General features: G+C 73.6%; 19 protein-coding genes. 12 read left to right on the forward strand and 7 right to left on the reverse strand.

The genetic code is table 11. The annotated features are described in order from the left end of the window. The first annotated feature begins 155 nt into the window (after positions 1-155). The 4 genes from ABZ719_RS03245 to ABZ719_RS03260 all read left to right on the forward strand — a co-directional run bounded on the left by ABZ719_RS03245 (position 156) and on the right by ABZ719_RS03260 (position 2770). A complete protein-coding gene (locus ABZ719_RS03245; RefSeq protein WP_366723538.1) occupies positions 156-869 on the forward strand; it encodes a hemolysin III family protein in 714 nt (237 codons plus the stop codon). 93 nt (positions 870-962) lie between these two features. Then, positions 963-1613 carry a TetR family transcriptional regulator gene (locus tag ABZ719_RS03250; protein ID WP_366723539.1) on the forward strand — a complete coding sequence of 217 codons (651 nt, stop codon included), beginning with the start codon at positions 963-965 and terminating at the stop codon, positions 1611-1613. A gap of 33 nt (positions 1614-1646) precedes the next feature. Then, complete coding sequence (locus tag ABZ719_RS03255; protein WP_366723540.1) at positions 1647-2378, forward strand: Mut7-C RNAse domain-containing protein; 732 nt, start codon at positions 1647-1649, stop codon at positions 2376-2378. Positions 2379-2425: 47 nt separating this feature from the next. Then, positions 2426-2770: a hypothetical protein gene (locus ABZ719_RS03260; RefSeq protein WP_366723541.1), complete on the forward strand. Its 345-nt coding sequence runs from the start codon at positions 2426-2428 to the stop codon at positions 2768-2770. 10 nt (positions 2771-2780) lie between these two features. Here the strand turns inward: ABZ719_RS03260 and ABZ719_RS03265 are convergent, their stop codons facing one another. Then, on the reverse strand, positions 2781-4814 hold the full coding sequence (locus ABZ719_RS03265) for a thioredoxin domain-containing protein (RefSeq protein ID WP_366723542.1): 2034 nt from the start codon (positions 4812-4814) through the stop codon (positions 2781-2783). 81 nt (positions 4815-4895) lie between these two features. Further along, positions 4896-6212, reverse strand: a complete 1317-nt coding sequence (locus ABZ719_RS03270; RefSeq protein ID WP_366723543.1) for a recombinase family protein — start codon at positions 6210-6212, stop codon at positions 4896-4898. Positions 6213-6334: 122 nt separating this feature from the next. On the opposite strand from ABZ719_RS03270, the gene ABZ719_RS03275 reads away from it, so the two are divergent. Further along, complete coding sequence (locus ABZ719_RS03275) at positions 6335-9538, forward strand: tetratricopeptide repeat protein (protein ID WP_366723544.1); 3204 nt, start codon at positions 6335-6337, stop codon at positions 9536-9538. 88 nt (positions 9539-9626) lie between these two features. Here ABZ719_RS03275 and ABZ719_RS03280 read toward each other — a convergent pair whose 3' ends face one another. Both ABZ719_RS03280 and mca read right to left on the reverse strand, forming a co-directional pair. Beyond that, positions 9627-9878: a hypothetical protein gene (locus ABZ719_RS03280; RefSeq protein WP_366723545.1), complete on the reverse strand. Its 252-nt coding sequence runs from the start codon at positions 9876-9878 to the stop codon at positions 9627-9629. A 6-nt stretch (positions 9879-9884) separates the two neighbouring features. Then, entirely contained in the window at positions 9885-10742 is an 858-nt protein-coding gene (mca, locus tag ABZ719_RS03285) for a mycothiol conjugate amidase Mca (protein WP_366723745.1), read from the reverse strand. Positions 10743-10965: 223 nt separating this feature from the next. Here mca and ABZ719_RS03290 point away from each other — a divergent pair, with 223 nt between their 5' ends. Next, positions 10966-11364 (forward strand): DUF4307 domain-containing protein, encoded by a 399-nt coding sequence (locus ABZ719_RS03290; RefSeq protein ID WP_366723546.1) that lies wholly within the window; start codon positions 10966-10968, stop codon positions 11362-11364. A 195-nt stretch (positions 11365-11559) separates the two neighbouring features. Beyond that, entirely contained in the window at positions 11560-12060 is a 501-nt protein-coding gene (gene greA / locus ABZ719_RS03295; protein WP_366723547.1) for a transcription elongation factor GreA, read from the forward strand. Between the two features lie 214 nt (positions 12061-12274). Here greA and ilvA read toward each other — a convergent pair whose 3' ends face one another. Beyond that, positions 12275-13522 (reverse strand): threonine ammonia-lyase, encoded by a 1248-nt coding sequence (ilvA, locus tag ABZ719_RS03300; protein WP_366723548.1) that lies wholly within the window; start codon positions 13520-13522, stop codon positions 12275-12277. Positions 13523-13666: 144 nt separating this feature from the next. On the opposite strand from ilvA, the gene ABZ719_RS03305 reads away from it, so the two are divergent. From ABZ719_RS03305 to ABZ719_RS03315, 3 genes are all read left to right on the forward strand, one after another. Continuing rightward, positions 13667-14191 carry a MarR family transcriptional regulator gene (locus ABZ719_RS03305; protein WP_366723549.1) on the forward strand — a complete coding sequence of 175 codons (525 nt, stop codon included), beginning with the start codon at positions 13667-13669 and terminating at the stop codon, positions 14189-14191. A 197-nt stretch (positions 14192-14388) separates the two neighbouring features. After that, the gene (locus tag ABZ719_RS03310; protein WP_366723550.1) at positions 14389-14892 is read left to right on the forward strand and encodes a sigma factor-like helix-turn-helix DNA-binding protein; all 504 of its coding nucleotides are present in this window, start codon (positions 14389-14391) and stop codon (positions 14890-14892) included. Between the two features lie 111 nt (positions 14893-15003). Beyond that, a complete protein-coding gene (locus ABZ719_RS03315) occupies positions 15004-15252 on the forward strand; it encodes a hypothetical protein (RefSeq protein WP_366723746.1) in 249 nt (82 codons plus the stop codon). Positions 15253-15362: 110 nt separating this feature from the next. On the opposite strand, the gene ABZ719_RS03320 is transcribed toward ABZ719_RS03315, so the two are convergent. Further along, positions 15363-16517 carry a cystathionine gamma-synthase gene (locus tag ABZ719_RS03320; protein ID WP_366723551.1) on the reverse strand — a complete coding sequence of 385 codons (1155 nt, stop codon included), beginning with the start codon at positions 16515-16517 and terminating at the stop codon, positions 15363-15365. 114 nt (positions 16518-16631) lie between these two features. On the opposite strand from ABZ719_RS03320, the gene ABZ719_RS03325 reads away from it, so the two are divergent. Beyond that, positions 16632-17750, forward strand: coding sequence for a hypothetical protein (locus tag ABZ719_RS03325; RefSeq protein WP_366723552.1), 1119 nt, complete (start codon positions 16632-16634; stop codon positions 17748-17750). Between the two features lie 53 nt (positions 17751-17803). Here the strand turns inward: ABZ719_RS03325 and ABZ719_RS03330 are convergent, their stop codons facing one another. After that, positions 17804-18844 carry an NAD(P)-dependent alcohol dehydrogenase gene (locus tag ABZ719_RS03330; RefSeq protein WP_366723553.1) on the reverse strand — a complete coding sequence of 347 codons (1041 nt, stop codon included), beginning with the start codon at positions 18842-18844 and terminating at the stop codon, positions 17804-17806. Between the two features lie 169 nt (positions 18845-19013). Here ABZ719_RS03330 and ABZ719_RS03335 point away from each other — a divergent pair, with 169 nt between their 5' ends. Continuing rightward, positions 19014-19991, forward strand: a complete 978-nt coding sequence (locus ABZ719_RS03335; RefSeq protein ID WP_366723554.1) for a helix-turn-helix transcriptional regulator — start codon at positions 19014-19016, stop codon at positions 19989-19991. The last annotated feature ends 54 nt before the right edge of the window (positions 19992-20045 follow it).

Genomic DNA, 20045 nt, shown 5'->3' on the forward strand with positions numbered 1-20045 from the left:
GCAGGGTGAGGAATCCCACGGTTTTCCGGGGTTCTTTGCGTCCGCGTTGACTTCGGCTGAAGGACTTTTTGCGTTCGCCCGGTTCGGCCGCGATCGCCGCATTCCGTCCCCTGCGCTGACGCGTGACTTACCGGGAGGTGGGTACCATGCGGCGCATGACTGCGTCCGCCTCCGACGCGCCCCTGGACACGCCGGCCGGTGGCCGCGGTCCGGCCGCGCTCTCCCTGCCGCATCCGGTCAAGCCGAAGCTGCGCGGCTGGCTGCACCTCGGAATGTTCCCGGCCGTGCTGATAGCGGGCCTGGTGCTCACCGCGCTCGCCGACTCCACCCGGGGCCGGATCGCCTGCGGGATCTACGTCCTCACCGCCTGCCTGCTCTTCGGCGTGAGCGCGCTCTACCACCGCGGCAACTGGAGCCCCCGCCTCGGCGGAGTCCTGCGCCGCCTGGACCACGCGAACATCTTCCTGATCATCGCGGGCACCTACACGCCGCTCACCCTGCTGCTCCTGCCCGGCGGCAAGGGCCAGTGGCTGCTGTGGGGCATCTGGGCGGCGGCCGCCGCGGGCATCGTCTTCCGCGTCTTCTGGGTCGGCGCCCCGCGCTGGCTCTACACCCCGTGCTACATCGCGATGGGCTGGGCCGCCGTCTTCTTCCTGCCCGACTTCATGCGCAGCGGCGGCATCGCCGTCCTGGTCCTGGTGATCGCCGGCGGCCTGCTCTACAGCGCGGGCGGCATCGTCTACGGCATCAAACGCCCCAACCCCTCCCCCCGCTGGTTCGGCTTCCACGAGGTCTTCCACTCCCTCACGCTGGCCGCCTTCGCCGTGCACTACGTGGGCATCTCCCTCGTCGCCTACCAGCACGGATAGCCACCGCCCCGGCACACGGCGCCCGCCCCGGCGGGCGCGGGCCGGCCACCGCCGGCCGCGGCCGGGGCGGGCCCCGTGCCGGACAATGGGCCCATGACGGCCGCACACTCCCCCGCCTCCCCCGCCGCACCCGCCCCGCCCGCCGGCCGCCCCCCGCTCGGCCTGCGCGAGCGGAAGAAGATCAGGACCCGTGAGGCGATCCGCGCGGCGACGTACGCGCTGGTCCGGGAGCAGGGGTACGACGCCACCACGATCGAGCAGATCGCCGAACGGGCGGAGGTCTCCCCGTCGACCGTCTGCCGGTACTTCCCCACCAAGGAGGACATCGTCCTCACCGACGAGTGGGACCCGCTGCTGGCCCGGGAACTGCGCGCCCGGCCCGCCGACGAGCCCTGGACCCGCTCCGTCCGCCATGTGCTGCACACGGCCGTCGGCCGCGGCGTGGACCCGGACGCCGAGGTGTCGCGGCTGCGCACCCGGCTGATGGCCGAGGTGCCCGCGGTGCGCTCGCGGATGATGGAGAGCATGTCGGTCACCGGCCATCTGCTCTGCACCGCCGCGGCCGAGCGCACCGGCCGCGACCCGGAAAGCCTGGAGGTGCGGGCCTGGGCGATGTCCCTGGTCGGCGCGCTGACGGAGACCGTCCTGTTCTGGGCCGAGCGGGGCCACCGCGACGACCTCGCGGACCTCGTCGACCGCACCCTCACCGTCCTCGAACACGGCCTGCCCCCGGAAAACCGCTGAGGCACCGGCGGGCCCGCGTGCCATCCTGACCAGGTGAACGGTCCCGAGATCCACGTCGAGTTCGCCCCCGGCCTGCACGTGTTCGTCCCGCACACCCGCCGCCGGGGCGCCACCGCGGTCGTCACCGACGGAGTCTCCTCGCTCGGCCACGTCGTCGAATCCCTCGGCGTCCCCCTCACCGAGGTCGGCACGCTGCTGGTCGACGGCCGCGAGGTGCCCGCCGCGCACGTCCCGCGGGCCGGCGAGGCCGTGCGGGTGCGCGCCGTCGAACGCCCCCAGCGGGTCCCCGGCGCACCCCTGCGGTTCCTCCTCGACGTGCACCTGGGCACCCTCGCCCGCCGCCTGCGCCTCCTCGGCGTCGACACGGCGTACGAGTCGACGGACATCGGCGACCCCGCCCTCGCCGCCCGCTCGGCGGCCGAGAAGCGGGTCCTGCTCAGCCGCGACCGCGGCCTGCTGCGCCGCCGCGAACTGTGGGCGGGCGCCTTCGTCTACAGCACCCGCCCCGACGACCAGCTCCGCGACGTCCTCGGCCGCTTCCACCCCGAGCTGCGGCCCTGGACCCGCTGCACCGCCTGCAACGGCCTGCTCAGAGCGGCCACCAAGGACGAGGTGGCCGACCAGCTCGCACACGGCACCCAGCGCACCTACGACGTCTTCGCGCAGTGCCGCGCCTGCGGACGCGCGTACTGGAAGGGCGCCCACCACGACCAGCTGGCGGCGATCGTGGAACAGGCGATGAGTACGCGCGCGCAGGGGAGCTGAGTACGCGCACCGATCAGCGCGGCGGCCCGCTCCGGTTGGCTGGAGCCATGACAGCGACGACACGGAACGCGGCAGCCGGGGAGCCCGGGACCACCAGCACGGTGTGGGCCGCCGTCGGCCTGGGCCTGCTCGTGCCCATGGTCGTCGGCTGCCGGCTGCTGGCCCTCTCCACCGAGCACGGCACGCAGTGCCTGATGTACGGCGACTCCACCCAGGGCTGCCACCAGGGCGGGGGAGGCGTCCTCTACGGCTTGTTCTTCGCCTCCGCCGCCGCCGGCGTGGCCGCGCTGGTGCTCCCCCGCCGGCGGGCCTCTGCCCGCGCCGGGGCCGCCGTCCTCCAGTGGGCCGCCCAGGCGCTGCTGGCGATCCTCATCCTCGCCTTCACCTCCTGACGCAGGCGCCTCACCCGCCCAGCGCCGCGCGCAGCCGCTCGGGGTCGCCGGTCGGGGCGTCGCAGGTGAAGTTGCGGCAGACGTACGCGGCGGGCCCGCCGCCCAGCAGGGGACGGCCGGCGAGCAGCGGGAACTCGTCGCTGCCTTCGGTGCCGTAGGCGACGACGGCACCGGGCGCGGGCGCCAGCAGCGCCGTACGGTGCAGGGCACGGGCCCGCTCGTCGGCCGGGGACGGCCCGACGACCGCCACCTCGCGCGGCCCGTCGAGCGCCGCCTCGGCCACGGCCAGACCCCAGCCGACGAAGCGCGGGACGCGCGGACCGAGCGCCTGGACGACGCCCAGCGCCCGTTCGGCGGCGGCGCGGTGCGGCTGCGAACCGGTGTGCGCCGCGTAGCCGAGCAGGGCGCCCGCGGCGGCCGTCCAGCCCGACGGGGTCGCGTTGTCGGTGGGGTCCTGGGGGCGCCGGATCAGCTTCTCGGCGTCGGTGGCGGTGTCGTACAGGGAGCCGGACTCCGGGTCGGTGAACCGGGTCAGGACGTGGTCGAGGAGCAGGCCCGCGAAGTCGAGCCAGACCCCTTCGCCGGTCACCGAGGCGAGCGCGAGGAAGCCCTCGGCGACGTCCGCGTAGTCCTCCAGCACCCCGGCGTTCTCCCCGGCGTGCCCGTCCCGGCTGGTGCGGGTCAGCCCGGCGTGCTCGTCCATGTGCAGCCGTACGAGCAGGTCGGCGGCGCCGAGGGCGGCCTCCACCAGGTCGGGACGGTCGAAGTAGGCGCCGGTCTCGGCGAGGGCGGCGACCGCGAGACCGTTCCAGGCGGCGACGACCTTGTCGTCCCGGCCGGGCGCGGGCCGCCGGGCGCGCGCCGCGGACAGACGGCGGCGGACCGCCTCGATGCGCTCGGCGTCGTGGACGCCCTCGCGGACGGGGAGCTGGAGGACGGAGGCGCCGTGCTCGAAGGTGCCCTCCTCGGTGACGCCGAAGTACTGGGCGGCGAGTTCGGCGTCCTCGTCACCGAGGACCTCGCGCAACTGCTCGAGCGTCCACACGTAGTAGGCGCCCTCCACGTGCCGTCCCTGCCCGTCGTCGCTGTCCGCGTCGAGCGCGGAGGCGAAACCGCCCTGCTCCGTGCGCAGTTCGCGGACCATGAAGTCGGCGGTCTCCAGGGCCACGCGGCGGGCCAGTTCCGAGCCGGTGGTGCGCCACAGGTGGGCGTAGACCCGGCAGAGCAGCGCGTTGTCGTACAGCATCTTCTCGAAGTGCGGCACGACCCAGTCGCGGTCCACGGAGTAGCGGGCGAAGCCGCCGCCGAGCTGGTCGTACAGGCCGCCGCGGGCCATCCGCTCGCAGGTGTCCCGGGCCATCTGCAAGGCGCCCTCCGAGCCGGTGCGGGCGTGGTGGCGCAGCAGGAACTCGATCACCATGGAGGGCGGGAACTTCGGCGCGCCGCCGAACCCGCCGCGCTGCGGGTCGTACTCGCGGGTCAGCCCGAGCAGCGCCTGCCCCAGCTCCTCGCCGCCCGGGGTCCGCGTACCGCCGTAGTCGATCTCGCGCTGGGCGAGGTCGCGGACGATCTTCCCGGCGACGTCGGTGACCTCGTCCCGGCGGGTCTCCCAGGCCTGCCGCACGCCTTGCAGCACCTGCCGGAAGGACGGCATCCCCTGCCGGGGCACGGGCGGGAAGTAGGTGCCGAAGTAGAACGGTTCGGCGTCGGGCGTCAGGAACACGGTCATCGGCCAGCCGCCCTGCCCGGTGGCCGCCTGCACGGCCTCCATGTAGACGGCGTCGACATCGGGCCGCTCCTCCCGGTCGACCTTGACGCTGACGAAGTGCTCGTTCATATAGGCGGCGACCGCTTCGTCCTCGAAGCTTTCCGCCGACAGGACATGGCACCAATGGCAGCTCGAATAGCCGACGCTCAGGAGCACGGGCACACCACGCCGCCGCGCCTCCTCGAACGCCTCAGACGACCACGGCCACCAGTCGACGGGGTTGTCGGCGTGTTGGAGGAGATAGGGAGAGGTTTCCTGAGCCAGTCGATTCGGCATGGTCCCATCCTGCCCGACAGGGGCGGCAGGTCGCAGAACGACCTGCGCTTCGTCCCCAGGAGACCCGTCGCCCCGGCCGGCTCAGCGCCAGACGGGGGCGAGCCGGGAGAAGTCCCACTCCTGCTTCCCCTTCACACCCGGCTGGACGGCGCAGTGCACGAGGACTGATCCGGCGATCTGCCGCCTCTCCGCCAGCTCGCCGGACTTCCAGCGTCCGCGCGTGTCCTCCGTCAAGCGCGGCCCTGCCGGTGATCCGGAGAGCAGAAGTCGTTCAAGAGCCTCATCTGCCAGTGGACCGCTGATGCTGCACCGCTGACAGGACCGGCACGAGTAGACGTAGAGACTCCTGCGGCTCCTGCCCTTCTGCGCGCTCAGAGGGCCGTGGCACAACGTGCCATCGGTCCGCTGCGCGCCGCAGCGCAGGAAGCCGGTGGCCAGGTGCCGGGGAGCGGGGCGTCGCTCGTCTGTGCGTCGGGGAGTCCCGCTACCCCTGTGCAGGTACAAGCTGCCGGGTGAGAACGTCGCACACACCGCCTGCCACCGGTCCGGCGCCACGATGGGTTCCCAGCTCCCCGTCACGGGTTCCCCCGTCTCCGGCACCAGCAACAGCCGCCCCCGGCTGGACCGGTATCCGCACACCCTGGGCGCTGTGATGACCTGTGTGACGGTCTGCCCATTGGGCCTGCCACCCCGGGTTCCTGTGACGCCGAGGTCGAACCACTCCCGGGCGATCGCCCGGACCGCCTTTCCGGCGACCCGCTCGTCGATCGCCTGCTCGACCAAGGCTGCCTCCTGGGGGTGCCGGGTGGTCCTGTCCTCCCGCCATCCGAAGGGCCGCGGCCCGCTGTGCGGCACGCCCTCGATGGCACGGGCCCAGTGCCAGTTCAGCACCCGGTCGCTCCTGAGCCGTGTTTCCGTGACCGCCGCTTCGAGTGACCGCACCGCCTGCAGCAGGCCCTCGTGCGTGTACGGATCCCTGAAACCACTCGGATCGAGGTACACCCGGCCGGGCCGGCTTGTCAGGGCGGCGAAGAATCGGGCCAGATCCTCGGGGCGTCGATACAGGCGATCGTCGGCGACACAGACGACTCCGTGTACCTCCTGGCCCTCGGCTGTCCGCCCCCGCACCAGATCCTCGAGCAACCGATCGAACCCGGGCCGCGCCATGCCTTCCTTGGACGCGGAGCGCCCGTTGTCGACGTAGGCGGCCACCACCCGGCAACCGTGCTCGTGCGCCGTGCGCTCATTGATCCGCAGCTGGTGGCGGACTCCGTGACCGTCCCTTTGCCGGACATCCTCGGATATCCGGGCGTAGGAGGCGACGTCGAGGAGTTCGCTCCGCCAGTGCGTAGGAACGTCGTTCACGTTCTCCCTTCCGACCATCAGATCGACAGTCATAAAAACGAGCGAGTCTTACGAAAGTCACGAAGACGGCGCCAGTGATCGCCACCCCCTCGCGCTCGCGCCCCGCCCGAAGGACACTCGTAGGCACAGGAGTTGCCGCCGGAGGGGGACGGGACATGCGGGACGCTCATCGGGCGGAGGCCGAACGGCTGCTCGCCCGGGCCGTGGAGGAGGAGGTGCGCCGGTCGGGCGGGCGGGTGGACGGCGGGGTGCTGCTGTCGCGCGCCAAGGCCGCGCTGGACGTCCTCGCCCGGCCGGCCCAGGAGGAGTACGAGGCGTACACCCGGGCGCTGGACGAGGCGGCGGCCGGGCAGCTGACCTTCGGGCAGCGCTACGCGCGCGAGGGCGCCGGAACTCCCCTGATGGTCGCGGTGGTTGCCGCGCTGGCCGCCGCCGTGGGCGACGTGGCGCTCGGCACCGGGGCTGGCGCCGCGCTCGGCGCGGGTGCCGTGGCCGCCGTGGCGGGCGCCGCCGCCACCGTCGTCAAGGTGGGCGCCGCGCATCTGCCGGCGGCCCACCGGCGGGCGGGCGCGGCCGGCCAGCCCGGCGGCGCCGAGCAGCTGCGGCTGCAGTGGCTCACCGCCCTGGAGGTGCGCGGCATCCGGCCGTTCCTGGACCAGCAGCGCGTGCTCACCGCCTCCGCCGCGCCGAAGAAGGCGGCGCCCCGGCTGCGCGGCGCGGACAAGAGCGCGGCGGCCCGCAGGCGCAGCGTGCTGGAGCAGTCCTTCGGGCAACTGCCCGAGCCGGACGGTGTGTTCGCCGGGCGCCGGCAGGAGATGGCGCGGATCCGGCAGTGGGTGCAGGCGGCCCGCGCCCACTCCGAGACCCGGCCGACGGTCGTCGTCCTGCACGGCGCGCCCGGCTCCGGCCGCTCCACCCTCGCCGTCCGCGCGGCGCACGAGCTGCGCGACCAGTTCCGCGGCGCGGTCGTCGTCGACCTGCGCGGGGACAGCGCCGACGAGCCGCCGCTGACCACCCGTGACGCGCTGCTGCACCTGCTGAACCGGCTCGGCGCGCCCCGCGAGCAGCTCCTGTTCCGCGACCGCTCCTCGCCCGACCAGCAGGTCAAGCGGCTGGGCGAGCTGTACGACCAGCATCTGACGGGGCTGCCGGTGACGATCGTGCTGGACGACGCCTCGGACGCCGCCCAGGTGGCCGCCCTGGTGCCCGAGCGCTCCGACGGCCTGGTCCTGGTCACCGCCCGCACCCCGCTGGAGCTGCCCGCCGACCTGCCGGCCTGGGTGTACCAGCTTCCGGTCGAGGCCCTGGACGAGGCGGGCGCCGAGGAGCTGCTGGGCGCCGCCGCCGAGGACACATCCGGTCCCTACGACGCGGACTCCGCCGAGCGGATCCGCGCGCTGTGCGGCGGGCTGCCGCTGGCGCTGCGGATCGCGGGCTCCGCCCTCGGCCCGCGCTCGCCGCGCCGGCTGGCCACGGACCTCGCGGCGTACGGCCCGGTGGATCCCGTCGAGCGGGTCCTGTGGCTGCGCTACACCGATCAGACGGAACCGGCCCGCCGGCTGCTGCGGCGGCTCGCCCTGGCGGGCCGCGCCTCGCTGGGCGCCGCGGCGGCGGCCGCGCTGCTCGCCACGGACGAGGCGGAGGCGACCCGGCACCTGACGGCCCTGGCCCGCGCCGGTCTGGTCGACCACGTACGCGGCAGCCGCCACCGGCTGCACGACCTGGTGCGGTCCTTCGCCCACGCGCGGCTGCTGGACGAGGAGGACCCCGCCGAGCGGACGGCCGCGCAGGAGCGGCTGATCGGGAACTACGCCGAGCTGGCCGACTCGGTGCTGCGCCTGGTCGACGGCAACAACTCGACCCGCTCGGACCGCTTCAGCCCGCACGGCTTCACCTCCCTGGACGAGGCGCTGCGCTGGCTGGACGACGAGTCCAGCTTCATCACGGCGGCCCTGCGGCACGCGGAGGACGTGGACCAGGCGGCCGTCCTGAACCTGCTGGGTGCGCTGTGCGACTACTGCCTGCTGCGCGGCGACCTGTACCGGCTGGGTGAGATCAGCGAGCTGACCCAGGCCGTCGACCAGGGGCTGCTGGTCCGTTCGGTGCAGTGGCGCACCGGCATCGCGGCCCGGCAGCTGGGCGAGCTGGACAAGGCGCGCGCCACGCTGGCCTCCGTCGTCGACCTGTACCGCGAGGCGCACCACGAGGCGGGCGCGGCCCGCGCGCTGAACTCGCTCGGCATCACCCTGCACCACCAGGGCGCCCTGACCGAGGCCGCGGCCCGGCTGCGCGAGGCGATGGCGTTGCAGGACGTGCCGGAGCTGGCGACCGACCGGGCGTGGACGATGCACGCGCTGGCGGCCGTGGAGCGCGACCGGGGCAACCTGGCCGAGGCGCTGGACCTGCTGACGCGTTCCCTGGTGCTGCACCGTGAGGGCGGGTCCGTGCACGGCGAGGCGTGGGCGCACTTCCAGCTGGGCCAGCTCGCGCTGCGCCAGGGCGACGTGGAGGAGGCGGAGGCGCACCTGGGCGAGGCCCTGGAGCGGTACGGCCGCACCCGCGACGCCCGCGGCGAGGCGTGGGCGCTGACGCAGCTGGCGCGCGCCCGGCTGCTGGCCGGGGAGACCGCGGAGGCGGTGGAGGCGCTGCGCGGGGCGGCCGCCCGGCACCGCGACAACGAGGACGCCCGCGGTGAGGCGTGGACGCTGTACTACCTGGGGCAGGCGCTGGAGGAGACCGGCGGCCTGGACCAGGCGGTGCGCGAGCTGGAACGGGCCCGCACGATGTTCTCCCGGATGCGCGACGTCTACGGTCTGGCCTGCGCCCGCCACCATTCGGCCCGGGTCACCCGCGACCAGCGGGCGGCGCAGACCGGCTCGCTGCGCAACTCCGGTTTCGCCCGTCAGCTCCTGGTGGACGCGCGCGCCGACTTCCAGCGCATCGGGGTGGCGCACGGCGAGGCCTGGACGTGCCTGGAGCTGGCCGTGGTCGACGCGGGCAACGCCCGCACCCCGCAGGCCCTCGCGCTGTGCGACGAGGCGCTGGCGCTGTTCTCCTCCTACGGCGACCGGCGCGGCGAGGACTGGGCGCGCTTCTTGCGCTGCACGCTGCTGCCGTTCGCGGCGCCCGGCGGTGTGGAGGTCGGTACCGCGGTCGCTCAGGAGGACCTGGCGGCGCTGGCCCGGGCCGGCCATCCGCTGCGGGACCGGAAGCTGGAGGGCTGCATCGAGGCGTACCGGCTCGTCCTGGAGCGCGGTGTGAGCCTGGAGGCGGGCTGGCAGGCCTGGCGCCTGGGCATGGTCCCGGACCGGCACGCCCGTGAGGTGATGGGCGTGCAGGCGGCACCGGCGCGGGGGTGAGGCAGCGGCGCGCGGGCGTGCGCGGGCATGACGGAGGGTGACTCCGCGCCCCGGGTGGGGTGGGCGGAATCACCCGCTGGGCGGCAGGTCAGCCCTCGGAGGGGTGGGCGCGGCCGGGGCCGCCCTTGCCCGTGGGGTTCTGGTCGGCCTCCTGGGCCTCCTTGAAGTCCACCCTGCCCATGTGGCGGTTCATGGACTTCATCAGGAACCACACCGCCAGGGCCATCACCGCGAAGACGATGAAACCGAGGACGCCGGGGGTGACCTTGTTCTTGTCGAACTCGGCCAGGGTGACCAGATGCGTCGTTGCCAGGCTCGCGCTTGCGCTCATGTCAGGCATTGTCCCTCAGTGCTGCCGGACGCCCGCAAAGAGGTCGTCCTCGGGCAGGGAGGTGTCCACGAGCGACTTCGCCAGCTCGTACTCCTCGGTCGGCCAGACCTCCTTCTGGACGTCCATCGGCACCCGGAACCAGCCGCCGTCGGGGTCGATCTGCGTGGCGTGGGCGATCAGCGCCTTGTCGCGGATCTCGAAGAAGTCCGCGCAGGGGACGTGGGTGGTCAGCGTGCGGTCCTTGTGGCCGGACTTCTCCCAGCGCTCCAGCCACTCGCCGTAGGGGGACTCCAGGCCGCGGTCGAGCAGGGCCTTGTGCAGCGCCTCGGTGCGCGCGCGGTTGAAGCCCTGGTTGTAGTACAGCTTGAGCGGCTGGTACGCCGGGCCGTACTCCTCCTCGGGGTACTTCTCGGTGTCCGCCGCGCCCTCGAACGCCACCATCGAGATCTTGTGGGTCATGATGTGGTCGGGGTGCGGGTAGCCGCCGTTCTCGTCGTAGGTGGTGATCACCTGCGGGCGGAAGGAGCGGATCTGGCGCACCAGCTCGCCGGCGGCCTTGTCGACGTCCTCCAGGGCGAAGCAGCCCTCGGGCAGCGGCGGCAGCGGGTCGCCCTCGGGCAGGCCGGAGTCGACGAAGCCGAGCCACTCCTGCTTGATGCCGAGGATCTCGCGCGCCTCGTCCATCTCCTTCTTGCGCACTTCGTGGATGTGCTCCTCGATGTACGTGTCGCCCTGGAGCTTGGGGTTGAGGATGGAGCCGCGCTCTCCGCCCGTGCAGGTCACCACCAGCACGTCCACCCCCTCGGACACGTACTTCGCCATGGTGGCCGCGCCCTTGCTCGACTCGTCGTCGGGATGCGCGTGCACGGCCATCAGTCGCAGCTGGTCAGTCAAGGCTCATTCCTCAAGGTCAAGTCGGTGCCCGGCGTCGTCGGGCGCTGCACGGCCGCCGCGCCGGTGCCCCGTCGGTGCGGGGTGGCGGCCGAGCGGCGGTCCGGGGCTTCTATAGTGACCGAATCGGGGGGCGAATAATTCCGGAGCGGGGCTCCGGGGCCCCTCGCGGGACGACCGTCCCGCCCCTGCCGAGAGGACGATCATGAGTACGGCGAGCACCCGGCTGCCCGAGGGCCGCTACGGCCGCTCCCCGGACGAACGCGCCGACCGCAAACTCAAGATCGCCGGTGCCGTCCTCGGGGCCCTGCTGCTCGCCCTGATCGGCTACTTCGCCTACCACTACGTGGGGCAGAACAAGATCAGCGCCCAGGTCGTCTCGTTCCAGGCGTCGGACGACGCGGTGCAGATCCACCTGGAGGTGCACAAGGACGCCGGGGCGCGCGGTTACTGCACGCTGCGCTCGCAGGCGGCCGACGGCACCGAGGTGGGCCGGGCCGATTTCCGCTTCGACCAGCGCGCCAAGCAGGTCGACAAGGTCCTCACCCTGCGCACCACGGCCCGGGGGACGACCGGCGAGCTGCTGGGCTGCCACGCCGACTGACGCGGTCCGGGCGGGGCCACACCCGCGCTCCTACCGGAATACACGACCGCTGACCTGCGTTGACGCAATTTAGATGGCTTATGTCCTCCCCCTTTCGCCCCTGAATTGTTAGGCTCGTGGTTTCGCCCATCCATGAGGGACCATTCTTCTGGGTAGGGCGATGCTTTGTATTCCCAGTACCGACGAGGAGCACCTGTGACCCAGACCAGCGAGAACGTCACCTGGCTGACCCAGGAGGCGTACAACAAGCTCAAGGACGAGCTTGAGTACCTTACTGGTCCCGCGCGCACCGAGATCGCAGCCAAGATCGCGGCCGCGCGCGAGGAGGGCGACCTGCGCGAGAACGGTGGGTACCACGCGGCCAAGGAGGAGCAGGGCAAGCAGGAGCTCCGCGTGCGCCAGCTGACCCAGCTCCTCGAGAACGCCCAGGTGGGCGAGGCCCCGGCATCCGCGGACGGCGCGGTCGCGCCCGGCATGGTCGTCACGATCGCCTTCGACGGTGACGAGGACGACACGCTGACCTTCCTGCTGGCCTCGCGCGAGTACGCGAGCGCCGACATCGAGACCTACTCGCCCCAGTCGCCGCTCGGCTCCGGCGTGATCGGCCACAAGGTCGGCGAGGACGCGGAGTACGAGCTGCCGAACGGCAAGAAGGCCTCGGTGACGATCCTCAAGGCCGAGCCGTACAACGGCTGACCGCGCACGCGGCACCGGAGACGCGCACCCGTCCCGGAGACCGGCCCCCCGCACGCCCCGCCGGGCGCGGGGGGCTTCGTCGTACCCGGCGCGGGGCGGCGGCCGCACCCGGCGCGGTCCCGCCCGGCACGGCCGCCCCGGCGACGCCGCCCGGCGCCGCGGCTGTACTCGTGACCGCCGCGCAGGCCGGCGCGGGCCGCGGGACGGCGGCGGTTCAGACGATGACCGTGTAGCCGGCCTCGCGCAGGGCCTGGCCGACCTCGGCGCAGTGCGCCTGCCCCTTCGTCTCCAGGTGCAGCTCCACCTCGGCCTCCGTGAGCCCGAGCCGCGGGTCGGTCCGTACGTGACTGACGTCCAGGACGTTGGCGTCGACCGCCGACAGCACCCCGAGCAGGGTGGCCAGGGCGCCGGGCCGGTCCGTCAGCCGCAGCGTGACGGCCAGGTAGCGGCCCTGCGCCGCCATCCCGTGCCGCAGGACCCGCTGGAGCAGCACCGGGTCGACGTTGCCGCCGGAGAGCACCGCCACGACCGGCCCCTCGAAGGCCTCCTCGGCGCCCTCTCCCCCCTCGGCGCACAGCAACGCCGCCACCGGGCTGGCCCCGGCCGGCTCCACCACCAGCTTGGCCCGCTCCAGCAGGAGCAGCAGGGCCGCGGACAGCTGGTCCTCGCCGACCGTGCGCACCTCGTCCACCAGTTCGGAGACGATGCCGAACGGCACGTCGCCCGGCCGCCCGACCCTGATGCCGTCGGCCATCGTCGTCGGGCTGCCGATCGCCACCGGCCGTCCCGCCGCCAGCGAGGGCGGGTACGCCGCCGAGCCCGCCGCCTGCACCCCGATGATCCGCACGTCCGGCCGCAGCGCCTTCACCGCGACCGCGATCCCGGCCGCGAGCCCGCCGCCGCCGATGCCGACGACGATCGTGCGCACCTGCGGGCACTGCTCCAGGATCTCCAGTCCGACGGTGCCCTGCCCCGCGATGACGTCCGGGTGGTCGAAGGGGTGGATGAAGACCGCGCCGGTCTCGGCGGCGTACTCCTGCGCGGCGGCCAGCGTCTCGTCGACCACCTGGCCGTGCAGGCGCACCTCGGCGCCGTAGCCCCGGGTGGCGCTGATCTTCGGCAGCGGGGCGCCCTTGGGCATGAACACCGTGGCGTGCACCCCGAGCAGCTGCGAGGCCAGGGCGACGCCCTGCGCGTGGTTGCCCGCGCTCGCGGCCACCACGCCCGCGGCGCGCTCCTCCGGCAGCAGGCCGGCGATCCGCACGTAGGCGCCGCGCAGCTTGAAGGACCCCGTGCGCTGAAGGTTCTCGCACTTGAGGAGGACCGGCGCGCCCGCGAGTTCGGACAGGTGCCTGCTGCTCTCCATGGCGGTCACCCGCGCCACGCCCGAGAGCATCTTCTGGGCGCCGCGCACATCGTCCAGCGTGACGGGCGGGAAGGACTCAGCCGTGCCGTAGCTCATGATGGAAGTCTCGCAGTTCACGACCGCGCCGGGTCGCCCGTGACCAACCTGCGAGACCGGTTCGCGCAGCGCCGGTACGCCCCGCCGTCCGGCCGCGTACCCTGTCCCCCAACCCAGCAGCCCGTCAGAAGTGAGCCTCCGGCCATGCCCACAACACCTGAAATGTCGATGGACATGACGAGCGTCGGTGACACCGGTCTCCTCGAAACCCTCCAGCACGAGGTGGCGCTGTTCGCCCGCCGTGCGGAACAGACCCGGCTCGGCGGGGTGGGGCAGGTCCGCAACTCCATGGACCGCGCCGCCTACCTGCTGCTCAACCGCCTCGACAAGGAAGGCCCGATGGGCGTCAAGGCGCTCGCCGCGAGCATGGGCATCGACTCCTCCACGGTCACCCGTCAGGTGGCGCCGCTCGTGGACACCGGGCTCGTGAAGCGGACCTCGCACCCCGAGGACGGGCGGGCGGTGGTGCTCCAGCTCTCCCCGCGCGGGCTGACGCGGCTGGAGGAGGTCCGCACCTCCAGGCGCCGGCTGATGGCCGAGCTGACCGAGGACTGGACGCCCGAGGAGCGCGCGGCCTTCTGCTCCCTGCTGACGCGTTTCAACCACGCGCTCTCCGGCCGCCAGGCGCCGCAGGGCGGCGCGGCACGGGAGGCGGGACCGGCGTCCTGACCGCCGCCCGGGTGCGCGCCGGGGCCCGGGCACGCTCGTGCGGGGCCGCCCCCGGCGCCACATGCCGTCCGCACGGCTCTTGACCGACGGGCCGCCCCTGGCCTGATATGAGACCCGGGGGTCCGGCCGCACCGGTTTCTCGCGTCCCGTCACGGCCGTGGTCCCCCTTCCCACGACGGCCGTCGGCAGGAGGCGCGGTGCGAGAGCGGCAGGCGTCCCCCGGCGCGCGCCGGGCCCGGGAGTTCGAGGCGTTCGTCGCGGGCGCCGCCGGGCGGCTGCTGCACGCCGCCACCCTGCTCACCGCGGAGGCACCGCGGGACAACCCGCGCGCGCGGCGCCTGCTGACCCTGTCCCTCGCGCACACGTACGCGTGCTGGGACCGGCTGCGCGGCGAGGACCCCTACGAGCGGGCCCGGCAGTCGCTGGCGACCCGGTTCGCCCGGGAGGCCTGGCACCGGCACGGCGTGCGGGGCCGTGGCCGTCCCGCCCCGCCCGGCGCCCTGGCCGCCCTCTCCGCCCAGGAACGCCTGGTCGTCGTCCTGCGGCTGTACGAAGGCGTCGCCGAGGAGCAGGCCGCCGCCCTGCTCGGTCTGCCCACCGAACGGGTCCGCGTGATCTGCGACCGGGCGATCGCCGCGCTCACGCACGCGCCCGCGCGCGCCGCCCCCGCCGTACGCGGCCCGAAGGTGGCCCCGTCGTAGCCGGGGCGGACCGCCCGTCCCCGCCGGGCGCACGGAACGGGGCACCGAGATCGAACAGGCGCGCGAGCGCAGACGAGCCGTGACCGGCACCGGCGGACGACGGGGGGCGTGGTGAACAGAGTGGAGCGCGAGGCGGCCGTACGGCGGATCCTGGAGCAGACACAGCCCCAGGTGCCCGCCGGGCTGTACGACGCCGCCGTGCGCCGCGGCGCCCGCATGCTGCGCCGCCGTACGCTCGCCCGCCGCGCCCTGTGGCTGCTGCTGTGCGCCGCGGCCGTCGCCTTCACCGTGTGGGCGCTGACGGCCCGCCCCTGGGCACAGCCGCCTTCGCAGACGACCCCGCCCGTGACGGACTGGTGAAGCCGGGCCGGCGGGCCGCCGGGCCTGCGACCACCGGGCCGTCTGATCACCGGGCCACCTGTTCACCGGCCGGCGGCCGGCGGTGAACAGGTGGCCGGCGGACCGGCGTACTAGCCGAGGGCCTGCTGCAGGTCCTCCAGCAGGTCGTCGACGTTCTCGATGCCGACGGAGAGGCGGACCAGGTCCGCGGGGACCTCCAGGGCGGAGCCCGCGGCGGACGCGTGGGTCATGCGCCCCGGGTGCTCGATCAGGGACTCGACGCCGCCGAGGGACTCACCGAGGGTGAACACCCTGGCCCGGTTGCAGACCTCCACCGCCGCCTCCTCGCCGCCCTCGACCCGGAAGGAGACCATGCCGCCGAACGCCTTCATCTGCTTCGCGGCGATCTCGTGACCGGGGTGGTCGGGCAGCCCCGGGTACAGGACACGCGTCACGCGCCGGTGCCGGGACAGCATGTCGGCGACCTTGGCGGCGTTCTCGCTGTGCCGGTCCATGCGCACCGCGAGGGTCTTGGTGCCGCGCAGCACCAGCCAGGAGTCGAAGGGACCGGCGACGGCGCCCATGGCGTTCTGGTGGTACGCCAGTTCGTCGCCGAGTGCGGCGTCGCTCACGATCAGCGCGCCGCCGACGACGTCCGAGTGGCCGCCCATGTACTTGGTCAGCGAGTGCACGACGACGTCGGCGCCCAGCGCCAGCGGCTGCTGCAGGTACGGCGTCGCGAAGGTGTTGTCCACGACGAGCTTCGCACCGGCGTCCCGGGCGACCTGGGCGACGGCGGCGATGTCGGTGACGCCGAGCAGCGGGTTGGAGGGGGTCTCCACCCACACCACCTTGGTCCGCTCGGTGATCGCGGCCCGTACGGCGGCCGGGTCGCTGGTGTCGGCCACCGACCACTCCACGCCCCAGCGGGAGACGACCCTGGAGAACAGGCGGAACGTGCCGCCGTAGGCGTCGTTCGGGATCACCACGTGATCGCCGGGGGCGAGCAGCGTCCGCAGCAGGCAGTCCTCGGCCGCCAGTCCGGACGCGAACGCGAGGCCCCGGCGGCCGCCCTCCAGGGCGGCGAGGTTCTCCTCGAGGGCGGTCCTGGTCGGGTTGGCGCTGCGGCTGTACTCGTAACCGCCGCGCAGACCGCCCACGCCGTCCTGCTTGTAGGTCGAGACCTGGTAGATCGGCGGGACGACCGCGCCGGTGAGGGGATCGGCGGTGTTGCCCGCGTGGATCGCGAGGGTCTCGAAGTGCTGACTGATGTGCTCGTCGCTCATGGGGCCGAGGGTAGTGCTCCCGGCGCCCGGGCGCGGGACGGCGGGCGCGCGGGGTTTTCCACAGGTCCGGGCGCAGGTTGGCCAATTGCCGGCGCCGTCTGGTTCGCTTGAGGCATGGAGATTCTCTGGGTGCTGACGGCGCTGGTCCTGCTGAGCTTCGTGCTGCTCCCCTTCCTGCGGCGCAGGCGGGGCGTCATCGAGCAGGTCCCGCCGGGGCACCCGGACGCGGCGGACCCGGCGGACTACGGGTTCGTACGGCAGGAGGAGCTGGACGTCCGCATGCCCGGTCCCGACCAGGACCTGCTGGACGTGCTGGACCTGGTGCAGCGCACCCAGGACCACCACGCCGCCTCCCAGCTGCTAGCGGGCACCGAGGCGGAGGGCGAGCTGCGCTGGCAGCGCGTCCAGGCCTTCGCCGGTGCCGCGGCGCTGGAACTCCAGCAGCGTCCGGGCGGGGTCAGCGAGACGCCCGGCGGGCAGTGGCTGCGGGTGTGGCGGGCGCAGTCCCCCAAGGACGCGGGCGGCGCGGCGGTGCACGCCGAGTTCCTGGTGCAGCAGGCGTGGCGGACGTCGACGCCGGGGACGGACGAGTTCCGGATCATCATGGAGGAGGCCCGCGTCTCGTGCGGCGAGGCCGCGCTGCTGGCACCCGGCGATCCGGTCCCCTACATCATCGAGCTGTCGGTGGCGCGCGGACTCTCCTACTCCCGGCCGGAGTTCGAGCAGCTCTGGCTGAAGATCCTCGACCGCGCCCCGGCCCACATGGGCGCCCACCTGGCCGCGCTGCACTACTGGTGCGAGAAGTGGCACGGCTCGCGGCAGCTGGCGATGGAGTTCGCCCAGGCCGCCGCGGCCCGCGCCCCGCGCGGCTCGCTGCTCGCCGCGATGCCGCTGTTCGCGGTCTTCGAGCACCTTCCCGAGGTGAACCTGGTCCGCGGCTTCTACCAGAGCGAGGTCGTCACCAAGGCGGTCCACGGCGCCCTGCACGCCCTCCACTCGGCCCGCCCCGGCGACCCGATGGCAGCGCACGTGCGCCACCTGCTCATCTTCTTCCTGGTCCGCTCCGAACGCTGGGCGGAGGCCATGAACCAGCTCGTACACGTCGACGGCCACGTCGGCGCCCTGCCCTGGACGCTGTCCGAGGACCCGGCGGCGGAGTTCGCCGTCTACCGCGCCCTGGCGGTGGCCGGTTACGAGGCCAACGGCGGCAGCCCGGCGACCCTGCCGCACTGACGCGCGCCTGCCCGGTCACCACGCGCGCGCGGGACCGGGCGGCGCCGGGTGCCTCAGATCGTCGCCGTGTCGATCACGAAGCGGTAGCGCACGTCGCTGGCGAGTACCCGCTCGTACGCCTCGTTGATCTCCCCCGCCCCGATCAGCTCGATCTCGGCGCCGAGGCCGTGCGCGGCGCAGAAGTCAAGCATCTCCTGGGTCTCGGCGATGCCGCCGATGCTGGAACTGCTCAGGCTGCGCCGTCCTCCGGCGACGGCGGAGAGCGGGATCTGCACGGGCTCCTCGGGCAGGCCGACGTTCACCAGCGCGCCGTCCGTGCGCAGCAGGGACAGGAACGCGGGGAAGTCGAGCGGCGCCGAGACCGTGTTCAGGATGAGGTCGAAGGAGCCCTGGAGCTTCTCGAACGTCGCCGGGTCACTGGTGGCGTGGTAGTGGTCGGCGCCCATGCGCAGACCGTCGTCCTGCTTGCGCAGGGACTGGGACAGGACGGTCACCTCCGCGCCGAGCGCGTGGGCGATCTTGACGCCCATGTGACCGAGGCCGCCGAAGCCCACCACGGCGACCTTCTTGCCGGGGCCGGTGTTCCAGTGCTTCAGCGGGGAGTACGTGGTGATGCCGGCGCACAGCAGCGGCGCGGCCACGTCCAGGGCCAGGCCGTCGGGGATGCGGACGACGTAGTTCTCGTCGACCACGATCTTCTCGGAGTAGCCGCCGTAGGTCGGCTCGCCGTCCTTGCCCACCGCGTTGTACGTCCAGGTCGGGCGGCGCAGGCAGTACTGCTCCAGGCCCGCGGCGCAGTTGTCGCACTCGCGGCAGGAGTCGACCATGCAGCCGACGCCGACGCGGTCGCCGACGGCGTACCGGGTGACGCCGGGGCCGACCTCGGAGACGACGCCCGCGATCTCGTGGCCGGGGACCATCGGGAAGATCGCCTGGCCCCAGCCTTCGCGGGCCTGGTGGATGTCCGAGTGGCAGATACCGGCGAACTTGATGTCGATCAGCACATCGAACTCGCCGACTGCCCGGCGTTCGATGGTGGTGCGCTCCAGCGGCGCCTTCGCTGCGGGGGCGGCGTATGCGGCGACAGTGGTCATGCCGAGGGGTCTCCTAGCGGTTGGCGTGCCCGGCTGCCTTCCGGCCGGGCACGTCGTCCAGCGTGCCTCCTGGCGGGCCGACCGCCCAGACCACGGTTCTGCGTACGTCCGCCGTGCCTACCACTGGCGGGGGCAGGATGCGGTGCGTAGGACCAGGGATACTGGACGTATGGACGAAAAGCGCGAAACGGCCGCGGCGGAAGGCGGCGCGCGGACCGGCGCGCGCGCCGGGGCCGGCGTGGAGACCGGTGCGCGCGCCGGGGCCGGTGCGGGGCTGGAGCGGCGTGCCGAGCTGAGCGAGTTCCTGCGCACGCGCCGGGCCCGGCTCCAGCCGGAGGACGTGGGCCTGCCGCACTACGGACGCCACCGCCGGGTGCCCGGTCTGCGCCGCGAGGAGCTGGCCCAGCTGGCCGGCGTCTCGGTGGCGTACTACACCCGCCTGGAACAGGGCAACGGCCGCAACGTCTCCGCGGAGGTGCTGGACTCCATCGCCCGCGCGCTGCGCCTGACCGACGCCGAGCACGCCCACCTGACCCATCTGGCCAAGCCCAAGCACAAGAAGAAGCAGACGGCGCCGACGCAGCAGGTGCGCTCCTCGCTGCGGCAGCTGCTCGACACGATGGAGACCGTCCCGGCGTACGTGGTGGGGCGGCGCGCGGAGCTGCTGGCCTGGAACCCGATGGCGGCGGCCGTCTTCGGCGACTGGTCCCGGCTGCCCGCCGCCGAGCGGAACTGGGCCCGCATGGTCTTCCTGCACCCCGACACCCGGGACCTCTACGTCGACTGGGAGCAGAAGGCGATCGACATCGTGTGCGCACTGCACATGGAGGCCGGCTGCTACCCGGACGACCCGCGGCTGTCGGCCCTCGTCGGTGAACTGTCCGTCAAGAGCGAGGACTTCCGCCGCCTGTGGGCCACTCACGACGTCAAGGAGAAGAGCCACGGCGTCAAGCGCCTGCGCCACCCCCTGGTCGGTGAGCTGGCGCTGCGCTACGAGACCTTCAAACTGGCCGACGACGCCGAACAGTCGCTGGTGGCCTACCACGCCGAGCCCGGCTCCCCGTCCGCGGAGTCGCTGCGCCTGCTGGCCAGCTGGGGTGCGGACGCGACCCGGACGGGGAGCGGGAGCCCGGCGCCCTCGGCGTGACGCCGGGCGGGCGGACCGGGCGGCCGGCGGCCGGCGGCCGGGCGGACCGGGCGC

Source organism: Streptomyces sp. NPDC006743 (genome assembly GCF_040703815.1).
Taxonomy (GTDB): domain Bacteria; phylum Actinomycetota; class Actinomycetes; order Streptomycetales; family Streptomycetaceae; genus Streptomyces.

Coding starts and splice junctions, on each gene's coding strand:
- ABZ719_RS03245 (WP_366723538.1), top strand. CDS start 156: ATGACTGCGTCCGCCTCCGACGCGCCCCTGGACACGCCGGCCGGTGGC.
- ABZ719_RS03250 (WP_366723539.1), top strand. CDS start 963: ATGACGGCCGCACACTCCCCCGCCTCCCCCGCCGCACCCGCCCCGCCC.
- ABZ719_RS03260 (WP_366723541.1), top strand. CDS start 2,426: ATGACAGCGACGACACGGAACGCGGCAGCCGGGGAGCCCGGGACCACC.
- ABZ719_RS03265 (WP_366723542.1), bottom strand. CDS start 4,814: ATGCCGAATCGACTGGCTCAGGAAACCTCTCCCTATCTCCTCCAACAC.
- ABZ719_RS03270 (WP_366723543.1), bottom strand. CDS start 6,212: ATGACTGTCGATCTGATGGTCGGAAGGGAGAACGTGAACGACGTTCCT.
- ABZ719_RS03275 (WP_366723544.1), top strand. CDS start 6,335: ATGCGGGACGCTCATCGGGCGGAGGCCGAACGGCTGCTCGCCCGGGCC.
- ABZ719_RS03280 (WP_366723545.1), bottom strand. CDS start 9,878: ATGCCTGACATGAGCGCAAGCGCGAGCCTGGCAACGACGCATCTGGTC.
- mca (WP_366723745.1), bottom strand. CDS start 10,742: ATGGCCGTGCACGCGCATCCCGACGACGAGTCGAGCAAGGGCGCGGCC.
- ABZ719_RS03290 (WP_366723546.1), top strand. CDS start 10,966: ATGAGTACGGCGAGCACCCGGCTGCCCGAGGGCCGCTACGGCCGCTCC.
- ilvA (WP_366723548.1), bottom strand. CDS start 13,522: ATGAGCTACGGCACGGCTGAGTCCTTCCCGCCCGTCACGCTGGACGAT.
- ABZ719_RS03305 (WP_366723549.1), top strand. CDS start 13,667: ATGCCCACAACACCTGAAATGTCGATGGACATGACGAGCGTCGGTGAC.
- ABZ719_RS03320 (WP_366723551.1), bottom strand. CDS start 16,517: ATGAGCGACGAGCACATCAGTCAGCACTTCGAGACCCTCGCGATCCAC.
- ABZ719_RS03325 (WP_366723552.1), top strand. CDS start 16,632: ATGGAGATTCTCTGGGTGCTGACGGCGCTGGTCCTGCTGAGCTTCGTG.
- ABZ719_RS03330 (WP_366723553.1), bottom strand. CDS start 18,844: ATGACCACTGTCGCCGCATACGCCGCCCCCGCAGCGAAGGCGCCGCTG.
- ABZ719_RS03335 (WP_366723554.1), top strand. CDS start 19,014: ATGGACGAAAAGCGCGAAACGGCCGCGGCGGAAGGCGGCGCGCGGACC.